Below are 13,301 nucleotides of genomic sequence, written 5' to 3'. Positions count from 1 at the left end.
ACATGACGACACCACAAGACATCATCCGTCGCGACGTGCTCGCGATGACGAGTTACCCCGTGCCCGACGCTTCCGGTTTCGTGAAGCTCGACGCCATGGAGAATCCGTTTGCCCTGCCCGCCGACCTTGCCGCGCTTCTGGGCGAGCGCCTCGCGGCGGTCGCGCTCAACCGCTATCCCGCGCCGCGCCCCGAAGCGCTGATCGCGAAGCTCAAAGAGACGATGCGCGTGCCCGCCGACTGCGACGTACTGCTCGGCAACGGCTCGGACGAGATCATCAGCATGATCACGATGGCGTGCGCGAAGCCGGGCGCGAAGGTGCTCGCGCCGGTGCCGGGCTTCGTCATGTATGCAATGTCGGCGAAGTTCGCGCAGCTGGAGTTCGTCGGCGTGCCGCTGAAGACCGACTTCACGCTCGACCTAGAAGCGACGCTTGCGGCCATCGCGGAGCACACGCCCGCCGTGGTCTGGCTGGCCTACCCGAACAATCCGACGGGCACGCTGTTCGACGACGCCGACATCGAGCGTGTGATCGCAGCTGCTGAAGAGGCGAAGAGCCTCGTGGTGATCGACGAGGCCTACCAGCCGTTCGCGATGCAAAGCTGGATGCCGCGCGCGGGCGAGTTCGACAACGTGGTTGTGATGCGCACGATGTCGAAGCTCGGGCTCGCAGGCATCCGCCTCGGCTATCTGGCCGGGCGTCCCTCGTGGCTCAACGAGTTCGACAAGGTGCGTCCGCCCTACAACGTGAACGTCCTCACGCAAGCGGCGGCGGATCTACTGCTCGACCATGTCGACGTGCTCGATGCGCAGGCCGCCGAATTGCGCGCGCAACGGGCGACGCTGGCCGCTGAAGTGGCGAAGCTGCCGGGCGCCGAGGTGTTCGAAAGTGCGGGCAATTTCCTGCTCGTGCGCGTGCCCGACGCGGCGGCGGTTTTTGACACGCTGCTGTCTGCCCGGATTCTGATCAAAAACGTGGGTAAAATGCACCCATTGCTTGCGAACTGTGTGCGCCTGACCGTTGGCACCCCCGACGAAAACGCGCAATTGCTCGCTGCCCTGAAGCTCGTGCTGCGTTAGGCCGAAGCTTCGTTCTCCCACTCTCCTGTTACGGGCTGTTTGAAGGAAATTGCCATGCGCGTCGCGCAAGTCGTTCGCAACACAAGCGAAACGCAAATCCGCGTGAAACTCAATCTGGACGGCACCGGCGAGCAAAAGCTCGCGACCGGCGTGCCGTTTCTCGACCACATGCTCGACCAGATCGCACGACACGGTCTGATCGATCTCGAGATCGAGGCGCATGGCGACACGCATATCGACGACCACCATACGGTGGAAGACGTCGGCATCACGCTCGGCCAGGCGGTGGCGCAGGCCATCGGCGACAAGAAGGGCATTCGCCGATACGGCCACGCCTATGTGCCGCTCGACGAAGCGCTCTCGCGCGTCGTGATCGACTTCTCCGGCCGTCCGGGCCTCGAGTTCCACGTGCCGTTCACGCGCGCGCGCATCGGCACGTTCGACGTCGACCTCTCGATCGAATTTTTCCGCGGCTTCGTGAACCATGCGGGCGTGACGCTGCACATCGACAATCTGCGCGGCCTCAACGCGCACCATCAGATGGAAACCGTGTTCAAGGCATTCGGCCGCGCGCTGCGCCAGGCCGCCGAACTGGACGAACGTCAGGCGGGCAAGATTCCGTCGACGAAGGGCAGCCTCTAAGCGACGCCTCTCACCGACCAGAAGGCGGGCCGCGTTGCGCGCACTGTGCCGGCGCGTGCCGGAGCAGGACTTCGGGCGCGCCGCGCCGGGGCCGTCGCCCACATGCGGCGTGCGCGCCACATTAGCCATTCGGCTTATGGGCTCGCACGCGCCGACTGGCGTACATTGACGGCTTCGAAGGCAGATCAGGGCACATCGCGGCGCGCATGCGTCCACACAGCCAAGGGCAAGGCCTTTTGAGCAGGCCGGATTCGAGATGAAAACTTCAATTGCGATTGTTGACTATGGAATGGGCAACCTGCGTTCGGTGGCCCAGGCGCTGAGGCAGGCCGCGCCGGAAGCGGACGTGGCCATCGTCGAGCGTCCCGAGGCGATTCGTGCCGCCGACCGTGTGGTGCTGCCGGGGCAGGGTGCGATGCCCGACTGCATGCGCAGCCTTGCCGAGTCGGGCCTGCAGGACGCCGTGCTCGAAGCCTCGCGCACGAAGCCGCTCATGGGTGTGTGCGTGGGCGAGCAAATGCTGTTCGACTGGAGTGCGGAAGGCGACACGAAGGGCCTCGGCCTGTTGCCCGGCAAGGTCGTGCGCTTCGATCTGGAAGGCCAGCTGCAGGACGACGGCTCGCGCTTCAAGGTCCCGCAAATGGGCTGGAACCGCGTGCGCCAGGCTCGCGCGCACGCGCTGTGGGACGGCGTGCCGGACGAAAGCTTCTTCTACTTCGTGCACAGCTACTATGTGGTTCCGGCGGATGACGCGCACACCGTGGGCGAAACGCCGTACGGCGCGCCCTTTACCTCGGCAGTGGCGCGGGATAACATCTTCGCCACCCAATTCCACCCGGAAAAGAGCGCCGCTGCGGGCTTGCGCGTCTATCGCAACTTCGTCCACTGGAACCCCTGATTTCCTGCGGCGCTGACGCTCGCTGCCGTCTTCGCGCACGAGGATTGCGGCATTCGATTTGCGACAGCAAGGCCGCCGAAAGAGTTGTACTAAACTAGCGAAACGGCGTCGGATCGGGCCTTTTTTCCGCCGGCGCTGCAGACTTCAACCTCATTCCCAGATACACCCGAAGCTATGCTGCTGATTCCGGCCATCGATCTCAAAGACGGTCACTGCGTGCGCCTCAAACAAGGCGATATGGACCAGGCGACGATTTTCTCCGAGGAACCGGCGGCTATGGCCCGACACTGGGTCGAGCGCGGCGCGCGGCGCCTGCACCTCGTCGACCTCAACGGCGCGTTCGCCGGCAAGCCGAAGAACGAAGACGCGATTCGCGAGATCATCCGCGAAGTCGGCGACGAGATCCCCGTGCAGCTCGGCGGCGGCATCCGCGACCTCGACACCATCGAGCGTTATCTCGACGACGGCCTGTCCTATGTGATCATCGGCACCGCCGCCGTGAAGAATCCGGGCTTCCTCCAGGAAGCGTGCACCGCATTCGGGGGCCATATCATCGTGGGCCTCGACGCGAAAGACGGCAAGGTCGCGACCGACGGCTGGAGCAAGCTCACCGGTCACGAAGTCGTCGACCTCGCGCGCAAGTTCGAGGACTACGGCGTCGAGTCGATCATCTACACCGACATCGGCCGGGACGGCATGCTTCAGGGCATCAACATCGAAGCGACGGTGCGCCTCGCGCGCGCGGTGAAGATTCCGATCATCGCGAGCGGCGGGCTTTCCAATCTCGGCGATATCGACGCACTGTGCGAAGTCGAGGACGAAGGCGTGGAAGGCGTGATCTGCGGCCGCGCGATCTACTCGGGCGACCTCGATTTCGCCGCCGCACAAACGCGCGCAGACAGCCTGCGCGAATCGGACGACGCGTAAAGCGTCGAATGCCGGCCTCCGTCACTGGAGGCCTTTTGTTTTTGGCGCTGCGCCGCCATCTCGATGGGGACTGGCGCTCGCGCGGGATAATTTCGCCTCGAGGCGCAAGGCAGGGCGCAAAGCGCGCGACAATGGGCTGCGCGCCACGCCCGAACCGGGGCCGGCAGCCTTCTCGCGAAAGGTGCTCGCCGCACACACACCGACTGGCAACTTCGGCAAGATCATGGCTCTACCCAAACGCATCATCCCCTGCCTCGACGTCACCGCCGGGCGCGTCGTCAAGGGCGTCAATTTCGTCGAACTGCGCGACGCGGGCGACCCCGTCGAAATCGCGCGCCGCTACGACGACCAGGGCGCAGACGAACTCACGTTCCTCGACATCACCGCGACCTCCGACCAGCGCGACCTGATCCTGCCGATCATCGAGGCGGTGGCTTCGCAGGTCTTCATTCCGCTCACCGTGGGCGGCGGCGTGCGCGCCGTGGCGGACGTGCGGCGCCTGCTCAACGCCGGCGCGGACAAGGTCAGCATGAACTCGTCGGCGGTCGCCAATCCGCAGCTCGTGCGCGATTCCGCCGACAAATACGGCTCGCAGTGCATCGTCGTCGCCATCGACGCGAAGCGGACTTCGGCACCGGGCGAACCCGCGCGCTGGGAAGTGTTCACGCACGGCGGGCGCAAGGCCACGGGCATCGACGCCGTGGAATGGGCGCGCAAGATGGCCGAGCTGGGCGCGGGCGAAATCCTGCTCACGAGCATGGACCGCGACGGCACGAAGAGCGGCTTCGACCTCGACCTCACGTGCGCGGTGTCCGACGCGGTGCCGATTCCCGTAATCGCCTCGGGCGGCGTGGGCGGCCTGCAGGATCTCGCGGACGGCATCGTCAAGGGCCATGCCGACGCCGTGCTGGCCGCGAGCATCTTCCACTATGGCGAGCACACGGTGGGCGAGGCGAAGCGCTTCATGGCCGACCAGGGCATTTCGGTGAGGATGTAACGCGATGAGCAACACTCAAACCGGCAAACCCGACAACGACCTTGCCAATGCCAACTGGCTCGACAAGGTCAACTGGGACGCCAACGGCCTCGTGCCCGTGATCGCGCAGGAAGCCACCACGGGCGACGTGCTGATGTTCGCGTGGATGAACCGCGAAGCGCTCGCCAAGACCGTCGAGCTGCGCCGCGCCGTGTACTTCTCGCGCTCGCGCCAGCGCCTGTGGTTCAAGGGTGAGGAGTCGGGCCACGTGCAGCACGTGAGCGACATCCGCCTCGACTGCGACGAAGACGTCGTGCTGCTCAAGATCGAGCAGGTCTCGGGCATCGCGTGCCACACGGGCCGCCACTCGTGCTTTTTCCAGCAATTCGAAGGCACCGTCGACGAAGGCCGCTGGGTGGCCGTCGACCCGGTGCTGAAAGACCCCGAACACATCTACAAATGACGCAACTGAACACCAACGACACCCTGCTGCGCCTCGCGGCGGTGATCGACAGCCGCAAGGGCGGCGATCCGGACGCCTCCTACGTCGCGCGCCTCTTTCACAAGGGCGACGACGCGGTGCTCAAGAAAGTCGGCGAAGAGGCGACCGAAGTCGTGCTGGCCGCGAAGGACGTGCGGCAAGGCGGCGCACCGAAGGCGCTGGTCGGCGAGATGGCCGACCTGTGGTTCCATTGCCTCGTCACGCTCTCGCACTTTGATCTGAGTCCCGCCGACGTGCTCGCTGAGCTGGAACGCCGCGAAGGCCTTTCGGGTCTCGAAGAAAAGGCGCTGCGCAAGAGCCGCGAGCGCGAAGAGAACGGCGACTGAGGCACTGCGCCGCGTACATCGTTCTACAGAGGGAGATGAACCACATGTCCACGTCTGGCGACTATCCGCCCCCTTCGTACCGCAACGGCGTCGACGCGGACCGTTTGCGCAGCCTGCGCACTTTCACGCACGTGCTGTACGCGCTCTATGCGGTGTACTGGCTGACCGGCGGCATTTCGGTGCTGGTGGCGATCATCCTGAATTACCTCAAACGCGACGAAGCGCTCGGCACGCCCTATGAGCAGCACTTCACGTGGCAAATCCGCACGTTCTGGCTCGGACTGGCCGGCCATCTGATCGGCGGCGTGCTCATCTTCGTGCTGGTCGGTATTCCAATTTTGTGGGCTGTCGCAATCTGGACGTTGTACCGTATCATCAAAGGCTGGCTGTACTTGTACGACAACAAGCCGCTGCACAACCCGCGCGCCTGGTTTTGAGGGCAACGGGCGCGCTTGCGGCTTTGCTCACCAGGAGCACCATGAGTCACGACCGCAGCACCTGTCTCTTCTGCAAGATCGCCGACGGCCATATTCCAAGCACGCGGGTGTACGAGGACGACGAGTTCGTCGCCTTCCGCGACATCCGCCCAGCAGCCGAAACACACGTCCTCGTGATTCCGCGCCAGCATATTTCCACCCTTGCCGATTGCGGTGAAAACGACGCACCGCTGCTTGGTAGAATGTTTGTATTGGTCGCACGGCTCGCCAAGGAGTTGGGCGTTTCGTACACGGGCGGCGAAACCGGGTTTCGCACGGTGGTGAATACGGGGCCGGGCGGCGGGCAGGAGGTCTACCATCTGCACGCGCATTTGCTGGCTGGGCCGCGTCCGTGGCACCGCATGGGCTGAGTGCCGGCGGCGGTGAAAGTCGGTATAAATGACGGATGGCGTGAGTTTCACTAGAGCGTCGCGCTAAAGGGTTGCACTAAAGGGTCGCACGCCACGTCCATGCAACATCGAACAGGCACAATTTATCGCGTCGCGCACCTCGCGCGGCGGCGGGGTTAAGGAGAGAGTCAATCATGGGTTCGTTGAGCATTTGGCACTGGCTGATCGTCTTGTTGATCGTTGCGCTCGTCTTCGGCACCAAGAAGCTGCGCAATATCGGTAGCGATCTGGGCGGTGCGGTGAAGGGTTTCAAGGAAGGCATGCGCGAGAGCGAAGGCGCCGGTGCCGACACGCAGAAGCGCGAACTCCCGGCCGACGGCGGTGCAGTCGACGTCGAAGCCAAGGACAAGACGCAGCGCTCGAACGACTACCGCTAAAACGCGTGGCGGCCGTTTTCTTCGCCGCCACGTGTTTTTCCGCTTGTTTCCCGCTTGTTTCCACCAAGGCAGCCAAGGCTGACGGAAAACTCCATTCATGCTCGATCTCGGCTTAACCAAGATGGCGCTGATCGGCGTCGTTGCGCTGGTCGTTCTCGGGCCGGAGCGGCTGCCGCGTGTCGCCCGCACGGCGGGCGCGCTGTTCGGACGCGCGCAGCGCTATATCAACGACGTCAAGGCGGAAGTCACGCGCGAGATCGAACTCGATGAGTTGCGCCGCATGAAGACCGAGTTCGAAGCGGCGGCGCAGAACGTCGAGAAGAACGTTCAGGACAATCTGCGCAAGCATGAAACCGAGTTGAACGACGCGTGGAACGCGGGTACGTCGGTGTCGCCGAGCATCGCAGGCGGCGCGGATCCTGCCAGCCTGGAAGGCGCTGCCGCCAATGCCATGGACGGCGTCGCCACGCAATCGGGATGGCGCTCCGGCAACGCGGGCGCGAGCGGCGCGAAACGCAAGAACTGGCGCGTGAAGCAGAGCGCCGCGCCTGTCTGGTACAAACGCGCCACGCTGCGCCGCATGCGGGTGCAATCGGGCGCTGCACGCGTGGCACAGCACACGCCGGCGAGCTTGCGCCGGCCCACGCGGTTCTTCTGACGCGGATCCGCCTTTGCGCATGTCCATTTCCAACAGAGGGCCGGTGTGAGCGACCCCCAGCAAAAACTGGAAGAAGGCTCCGAAGAGACCTTCATTTCCCATCTCGTCGAGCTGCGCGACCGTATCATTCGCGCAGGCATTGCCGTGATCGTCGTGTTCGTCGGGCTCGTCTACTGGGCGCCCGACATATTCCGTCTGCTTGCGCGTCCGCTCATGCAGAACCTGCCGCGCGACGGCAAGATGATCGTCACCGACGTGACCGGCTCGTTCTTCGTGCCCATGAAGGTCACGATGCTCGTGGCCTTCGTGATCGCGCTGCCGGTCGTGCTCTACCAGATCTGGGCGTTCGTGGCCCCTGGCCTATACCAGCACGAAAAGAAGCTCGTCGCGCCGCTCGTGGCGAGCAGCTACACGCTCTTCCTGTGCGGCATGGCGTTCGCGTATTTCGTGGTGTTCCCGACCATCTTCCGCGTGATGGCGCACTACAACGCGCCGCTCGGCGCGGAGATGACGACCGACATCGACAATTACCTGAGCTTCGTGCTCACCATGTTCATCGCGTTCGGCGTGACCTTCGAGGTGCCGATCATCGTCGTGCTGCTCGTGCGCATGGGCGTGGTCACCGTGAAGAAGCTCAAGCAGATCCGCCCCTACGTGATCGTCGGCGCGTTCATCGTCGCGGCCGTGGTGACGCCGCCGGACGTGTTCTCGCAACTCATTCTCGCGCTGCCGCTCATCCTCCTCTACGAGGCGGGCATCATCGCGGCGCGTATCTTCATCGGTACGGGCGAGAAGAAGCCCGCGGACGAGAGCCAGGCGGCGAGCTAGCCCCGCTGGCTTGGCGGAGAAAAGCCGCAGGAAAGCAAAAGGCCGCGAACCCACGTTCGCGGCCTTTTCGTTTTTCCGGTTGTGAGCCCAGACGCGGGCAGGGCGCGATGCCCTGCCCGCGGTGAGATATCAACCGCCGTCGTCGTCGCCTTCGCCGTCTTCCTGTGCCGGCTGCTTCGGCGGCGGCGGGCGCTTGCCGATCAGCACGTCGAGATCCATGTCCCTGTTCTTGCGCACGAGGTGGATCTTCGCGTCCGTGCCCGGCTTGATCTGCGCGATGACGTTCAAAAGGCGCGTGGTGTCGGTGATGGCCTCACCGTTCACCGAGGTCAGGACGTCGCCCGGCTTGATGCCGGCCTTGTCGGCGGGGCCGCCCTGCAGCACGCCCGCGACGATCGCACCCGACTTCTCCTTCAGCCCGAACGAATCGGCGATCTCCGGCGTCACGTCCTGTGGCTCCACGCCGATCCAGCCGCGCGTGACCGAACCCGAAGTGATGATGCTCTCCAGCACGCTGCGCGCCGTGGAAACGGGGATCGCGAAGCCGATGCCGAGCGAGCCGCCCGAGCGCGAGTAGATGGCCGTGTTGATGCCGAGCAGGTTGCCGTTCACGTCGACGAGCGCGCCGCCCGAATTGCCCGGATTGATCGGCGCGTCCGTTTGGATGAAGTTCTCGAACGTGTTGATGCCGAGGTGATTGCGGCCCAGCGCGCTGATGATGCCCATCGTGACCGTCTGGCCCACGCCGAACGGGTTGCCGATGGCGAGCACGACGTCGCCCACGCGCGTCTGGTCCATGCGGCCGAGCGTGATGGTGGGCAGGTTCGGCAGATTGATCTTGAGCACCGCGAGATCGGTTTCCGGGTCGATGCCGATCACCTTGGCGTTGGTGGTGCGGCCGTCGGAAAGCGCGATTTCGATCTGGTCTGCGCCGTCGATTACGTGCTGGTTCGTTAGAATGTAACCGTCCGGACTGACAATGACGCCCGAACCGAGGTTGGCGGCAGGCTGCTCCTGCTGCTTCTGGTTTTTGTTGCGATCGCCGAAGAAGTAGCGAAATAGCGGATCGTTCTGGCGGGGGTCGGGCGGCAGCGACCCATCCTTGCTCGAGAACACGTTGACGACCGCGGGCATTGCCTTCTGGGCGGCGTCCGCATAGGAGCCCTGGGCGGCGCCTCCACCGATGCCTGGCGCCACTTCCCGCAGTGCAACGATCGGCTCGGCAAGCTGTTTGCCGAACTGCCCCTGGTGCTGCAGCCACTGCGGTTTGAGCGTGGCGATGATGAACATCAACGCCAGCAGGACCGTCACCGCCTGGGCGAAGAACAGCCAAAAGCGTCTAAGCATCTGAAGATTAGAGGATTATATGGATCGGATCGAACTGGAATTGTATCTGAACAATCTTCTGGAATCCGCGCGGTTCAAGGACTACTGCCCCAATGGCCTGCAGGTCGAAGGGCGGCGTCGCGTGGAGAAGATCGCCACGGGCGTGACCGCTTCGCTCGCCTTCCTCGAAGCCGCGCTCGAGTGGGGCGCCGACGCCGTGCTCGTGCACCACGGTTACTTCTGGAAGAACGAAGCACCGCAAATTACGGGCCGCAAGTACCGGCGTCTGAAGACGCTGCTCGCGAACGATATCAACCTGTTCGCCTACCATCTGCCGCTCGACAGCCATCCCGAACTGGGCAATAACGCGCAGTTGGGCGCGAGATTCGGCTGGATCGGCGAACAACGCTTCGGCGAGCAGGATCTTGGCTGGATGGCGACGCTGCCAATGCCGATCACGCTCGCGCACTTCACTGCCGAGGTCGAGCAGACGCTCGGCCGCACGCCGCTCGTGCTCGGCGACCCCGATTGGCAACTGCGCCGCGTGGCCTGGTGCACGGGTGCGGCGCAAAGTCTCTTCGAGGCCGCGATCGACGCCGGCGCCGACGTCTTCCTCACCGGCGAGATCTCCGAGCAGATCACGCACACGTCGGCGGAAAGCGGCGTGGCATTCCTCGCCGCGGGCCATCACGCAACCGAGCGCTTCGGTGTCCAGGCGGTCGGCGCGCACCTCTCGGAGGCCTTCAATATCGAGCATCTTTTCATCGATATCGACAATCCCGTTTGATTGCGAATTCGGCGCAAATTGTCGTGGCGCAGCATCGTTTTATTCATGAGGCATTTACAAACTGAAAAGAAAGTGGCCCTCTTTTCTGCGGGAAAACCCCGAGATATCAAGGACTTCCGAGGCTTTTTCGAGAACGCCCCTTGTAAATGCCAACTCCATTCGAGCAAACTAGCGTTCGGCAGCACCGCGGGTAAGCTGGCGTGACGGAAAAATCCAACTCAGAAGTGGGGCGATGTGATGCGAGACAACGAGAATGACCGCGTCGATGGCAGCCGCCGAACCTGGCTGATTGCGACGTCCGTAGCAGGTGGCATTGGAGGCGTGGCCACTGTCGTACCTTTCGTAGGGTCCTTTGCACCATCCGAAAAAGCCCGCGCCGCCGGCGCGCCCGTCGAAGCCGATATCACGAATCTGCAGCCCGGCTCGATGATGACCGTCGCCTGGCGCGGCAAGCCCGTGTGGATCCTCAACCGCACGGATCGCATGATGGCCGACGTCAAGAAGGCCGATCCCGATCTGGCCGATCCGAACTCCGAACATCCGTTCTCGATGCCGATGCCGGAGTACTGCATGAACGAATTCCGTTCGCGCGCCGAGCATCAGAACATTCTCGTGGCGGTGGCCGTCTGCACCCATCTGGGCTGCACGCCGACACCGCGCTTCCAGGAAGGCCCGCAGCCGAACCTGCCCGACAGCTGGCCAGGCGGCTTCCTGTGCCCGTGCCACGGCTCCACCTACGATCTCTCCGGCCGCGTGTTCAAGAACAAGCCGGCGCCGCAAAACCTCGACATTCCCCGCTACATGTTCGCGTCCCCGACGCAGATCGTGATCGGCAAGGACGAAAAAGGAGAAGCGTAATGGCGACGGGAACCGAAAAGGAAGTGGTGGAGACGGCCGGGCTGCAAGGCTGGATCGACAAGCGCTTTCCAATGACGGCGAGCTGGCGCGCTCACGCTTCCGAGTACTACGCGCCGAAGAACTTCAACTTCTGGTACTTCTTCGGCTCGCTCGCATTGCTCGTGCTGGTGAACCAGATCATCACCGGCATTTTCCTCACCATGAACTACAAGCCCGATGCGACGCTCGCGTTCGCGTCGGTCGAGTACATCATGCGCGAGGTGCCGTGGGGCTGGCTCATCCGCTACATGCACTCCACGGGCGCTTCGATGTTCTTCGTGGTCGTGTATCTGCACATGTTCCGCGGGCTTCTGTACGGCTCGTACCGCAAGCCGCGCGAGCTCGTGTGGATCTTCGGCTGCGCGATCTTCCTGTGCCTGATGGCCGAAGCGTTCTTCGGCTACCTGCTGCCATGGGGCCAGATGTCGTTCTGGGGCGCGCAGGTGATCGTGAACCTGTTCTCGGCGATTCCCTTCATCGGCCCGGACCTCTCGCTGTGGATTCGCGGCGACTACGTGGTGTCGGACGTCACGCTGAACCGCTTCTTCGCGTTCCACGTGATCGCCATTCCGCTGGTGCTGGTCGGGCTCGTGATCTGTCACATCATCGCGTTGCACGAAGTGGGCTCGAACAACCCGGACGGCATCGAGATCAAGGCGAAAAAGGACGCGAACGGCGTGCCGCTCGACGGCATCCCGTTCCATCCGTACTACTCGGTGCACGACTTCATGGGCGTGTGCATCTTCCTGATGATCTTCGCGGCGATCGTGTTCTTCGCACCGGAGATGGGCGGCTACTTCCTCGAGGCGAACAACTTCGTGCCGGCCAACCCGCTGCAAACGCCGCCCGAAATCGCGCCGGTCTGGTACTTCACGGCTTTCTACGCGATGCTGCGCGCCACCACCGACCCGTTCAAGATCGTGCTGATGATCGTGATCGCGCTGCTCGGGCTGCTCGCGCTGGTGCGCGCCCGCGGCAAATGGCGCGCCGGGCTGCCGGTGCTGGCGGTGCTCGTGATCCTCGCCATGTACTTCACCGAGTCGAAGTTCTGGGGCGTGGTGGTGATGGGTACGGCGGTGATCTCGCTCTTTTTCCTGCCGTGGCTCGACCGCTCGCCGGTGAAGTCGATCCGTTACCGGCCGTTCTTCCACAAGGTATTTCTCGGCATCTTCGTGCTGGCGTTCCTGACGCTCGCGTTCCTTGGCACGAAGCCGCCATCGCCGGCGGCCACGCTGATCGCCCAGATCTGCGCGCTCGTCTACTTCGCTTTCTTCCTCGGCATGCCGTTCTGGACGCCGCTTGGCACTTTCAAGCAGCCGCCCGAGCGCGTGCGGTTCAAGCCCCATTAATTGACGAGCGAGGAAGATATGACGAAACGTTCTCTTTTTTCGACGCTCGTGAAGGCGAGCGTCCGGGCCGGCTTGGCCGCGCTGGCGCTCTCATGTGCCTTTGGGGTCGGATCAGTGGCGGCGCAGGAAAACATTCCGCTCGACCGCGCTCCCGATAACGGCGAAAATCTTGCTTCGCTGCAACACGGCGCCAAATTGTTTGTAAACTATTGTCTGAATTGCCATAGTGCGAACTTGATGCGCTACAGCCGGTTGCAGGTTCTAGGCATTCCGCAGAAGCAAATCGAAGATAATCTGTTGTTTACGACCGACAAGGTCGGCAACACGATGTCCATCGCGATGCGCCCGGACGACGCGAAGGCGTGGTTCGGCGTAGCGCCGCCGGACCTCTCCGTGGAAGCGCGGGCGAAAGGGCGCGACTGGCTGTACACGTACCTGCGCAGCTTCTACCGCGACGATACGCGGCCGACCGGCTGGAACAATCTGGTGTTCGAAAACGTGAGCATGCCGCACGTGCTGTGGCAGTTGCAGGGCATACGCACGGCGAAGTTCGAGGACACGACGGACGAGGAAACCGGGGAAAAAGTCCGTCGCTTTGCGGGGTTCCAGCAGGTCACGCCTGGAACGCTATCGCCTGTGGATTATGATGCCGACGTGGCCGACCTGGTGGCCTACCTCGGCTGGATGGCCGAACCCGAGCAGAAAACCCGCAGGCAGCTTGGCGTGTGGGTGCTCCTGTTCCTCGGCGTCTTGAGCTTTTTCGCGTGGCGATTGAACGCCGCGTACTGGAAAGATATCAAATAGGCACGTCCTGACCGACGTGGGGCCGGTGCGACGAGATGC

General features: G+C 63.5%; 17 protein-coding genes. 16 read left to right on the top strand and 1 reads right to left on the bottom strand.

Annotated features, from left to right (window positions below; all coding sequences use genetic code 11):
• Positions 1-2 precede the first annotated feature (2 nt).
• The 12 genes from hisC to tatC all read left to right on the top strand — a co-directional run bounded on the left by hisC (position 3) and on the right by tatC (position 8,099).
• Positions 3-1,079, top strand: a complete 1,077-nt coding sequence (gene hisC, locus E1N52_RS28620; protein WP_133186220.1) for a histidinol-phosphate transaminase — start codon at positions 3-5, stop codon at positions 1,077-1,079.
• Between the two features lie 54 nt (positions 1,080-1,133).
• The gene (hisB, locus tag E1N52_RS28615; protein ID WP_133186218.1) at positions 1,134-1,721 is read left to right on the top strand and encodes an imidazoleglycerol-phosphate dehydratase HisB; all 588 of its coding nucleotides are present in this window, start codon (positions 1,134-1,136) and stop codon (positions 1,719-1,721) included.
• A 256-nt stretch (positions 1,722-1,977) separates the two neighbouring features.
• On the top strand, positions 1,978-2,619 hold the full coding sequence (gene hisH / locus E1N52_RS28610; RefSeq protein WP_133186216.1) for an imidazole glycerol phosphate synthase subunit HisH: 642 nt from the start codon (positions 1,978-1,980) through the stop codon (positions 2,617-2,619).
• Between the two features lie 174 nt (positions 2,620-2,793).
• The gene (hisA, locus tag E1N52_RS28605) at positions 2,794-3,546 is read left to right on the top strand and encodes a 1-(5-phosphoribosyl)-5-[(5-phosphoribosylamino)methylideneamino]imidazole-4-carboxamide isomerase (protein WP_069268257.1); all 753 of its coding nucleotides are present in this window, start codon (positions 2,794-2,796) and stop codon (positions 3,544-3,546) included.
• 223 nt (positions 3,547-3,769) lie between these two features.
• Positions 3,770-4,543: an imidazole glycerol phosphate synthase subunit HisF gene (gene hisF, locus E1N52_RS28600; protein WP_110388502.1), complete on the top strand. Its 774-nt coding sequence runs from the start codon at positions 3,770-3,772 to the stop codon at positions 4,541-4,543.
• A 4-nt stretch (positions 4,544-4,547) separates the two neighbouring features.
• Positions 4,548-4,985 (top strand): phosphoribosyl-AMP cyclohydrolase, encoded by a 438-nt coding sequence (gene hisI, locus E1N52_RS28595; RefSeq protein WP_028206577.1) that lies wholly within the window; start codon positions 4,548-4,550, stop codon positions 4,983-4,985.
• Positions 4,982-5,350, top strand: coding sequence for a phosphoribosyl-ATP diphosphatase (locus E1N52_RS28590; protein ID WP_110388464.1), 369 nt, complete (start codon positions 4,982-4,984; stop codon positions 5,348-5,350). Before hisI ends, E1N52_RS28590 begins: the two co-directional genes overlap by 4 nt.
• A 44-nt stretch (positions 5,351-5,394) precedes the next feature.
• A complete protein-coding gene (locus tag E1N52_RS28585) occupies positions 5,395-5,787 on the top strand; it encodes a DUF4870 family protein (protein ID WP_028206579.1) in 393 nt (130 codons plus the stop codon).
• 41 nt (positions 5,788-5,828) lie between these two features.
• The gene (locus tag E1N52_RS28580; RefSeq protein WP_133186214.1) at positions 5,829-6,197 is read left to right on the top strand and encodes a histidine triad nucleotide-binding protein; all 369 of its coding nucleotides are present in this window, start codon (positions 5,829-5,831) and stop codon (positions 6,195-6,197) included.
• A 173-nt stretch (positions 6,198-6,370) separates the two neighbouring features.
• Positions 6,371-6,613: a Sec-independent protein translocase subunit TatA gene (tatA, locus tag E1N52_RS28575; protein WP_042269645.1), complete on the top strand. Its 243-nt coding sequence runs from the start codon at positions 6,371-6,373 to the stop codon at positions 6,611-6,613.
• Positions 6,614-6,710: 97 nt separating this feature from the next.
• Positions 6,711-7,271 carry a Sec-independent protein translocase protein TatB gene (gene tatB, locus E1N52_RS28570; RefSeq protein WP_133186212.1) on the top strand — a complete coding sequence of 187 codons (561 nt, stop codon included), beginning with the start codon at positions 6,711-6,713 and terminating at the stop codon, positions 7,269-7,271.
• Positions 7,272-7,316: 45 nt separating this feature from the next.
• The gene (tatC, locus tag E1N52_RS28565; RefSeq protein ID WP_110388460.1) at positions 7,317-8,099 is read left to right on the top strand and encodes a twin-arginine translocase subunit TatC; all 783 of its coding nucleotides are present in this window, start codon (positions 7,317-7,319) and stop codon (positions 8,097-8,099) included.
• Between the two features lie 129 nt (positions 8,100-8,228).
• Here tatC and E1N52_RS28560 read toward each other — a convergent pair whose 3' ends face one another.
• Complete coding sequence (locus tag E1N52_RS28560; RefSeq protein ID WP_133186210.1) at positions 8,229-9,446, bottom strand: Do family serine endopeptidase; 1,218 nt, start codon at positions 9,444-9,446, stop codon at positions 8,229-8,231.
• A 19-nt stretch (positions 9,447-9,465) separates the two neighbouring features.
• Here E1N52_RS28560 and E1N52_RS28555 point away from each other — a divergent pair, with 19 nt between their 5' ends.
• The 4 genes from E1N52_RS28555 to E1N52_RS28540 all read left to right on the top strand — a co-directional run bounded on the left by E1N52_RS28555 (position 9,466) and on the right by E1N52_RS28540 (position 13,262).
• On the top strand, positions 9,466-10,212 hold the full coding sequence (locus E1N52_RS28555; RefSeq protein ID WP_133186208.1) for a Nif3-like dinuclear metal center hexameric protein: 747 nt from the start codon (positions 9,466-9,468) through the stop codon (positions 10,210-10,212).
• Positions 10,213-10,449: 237 nt separating this feature from the next.
• Positions 10,450-11,070: a ubiquinol-cytochrome c reductase iron-sulfur subunit gene (gene petA, locus E1N52_RS28550; RefSeq protein WP_133186206.1), complete on the top strand. Its 621-nt coding sequence runs from the start codon at positions 10,450-10,452 to the stop codon at positions 11,068-11,070.
• The gene (locus E1N52_RS28545) at positions 11,070-12,458 is read left to right on the top strand and encodes a cytochrome b (RefSeq protein WP_133186204.1); all 1,389 of its coding nucleotides are present in this window, start codon (positions 11,070-11,072) and stop codon (positions 12,456-12,458) included. The genes petA and E1N52_RS28545 overlap by 1 nt, the downstream gene beginning before the upstream one ends.
• 18 nt (positions 12,459-12,476) lie before the next feature.
• Positions 12,477-13,262 (top strand): cytochrome c1, encoded by a 786-nt coding sequence (locus tag E1N52_RS28540; protein ID WP_133186202.1) that lies wholly within the window; start codon positions 12,477-12,479, stop codon positions 13,260-13,262.
• The last annotated feature ends 39 nt before the right edge of the window (positions 13,263-13,301 follow it).

Origin of the sequence: Paraburkholderia guartelaensis (assembly GCF_004353905.1) — a bacterium.
GTDB classification, from domain to species: domain Bacteria; phylum Pseudomonadota; class Gammaproteobacteria; order Burkholderiales; family Burkholderiaceae; genus Paraburkholderia; species Paraburkholderia guartelaensis.
This window is presented reverse-complemented; position numbering and strand designations above follow the sequence as displayed.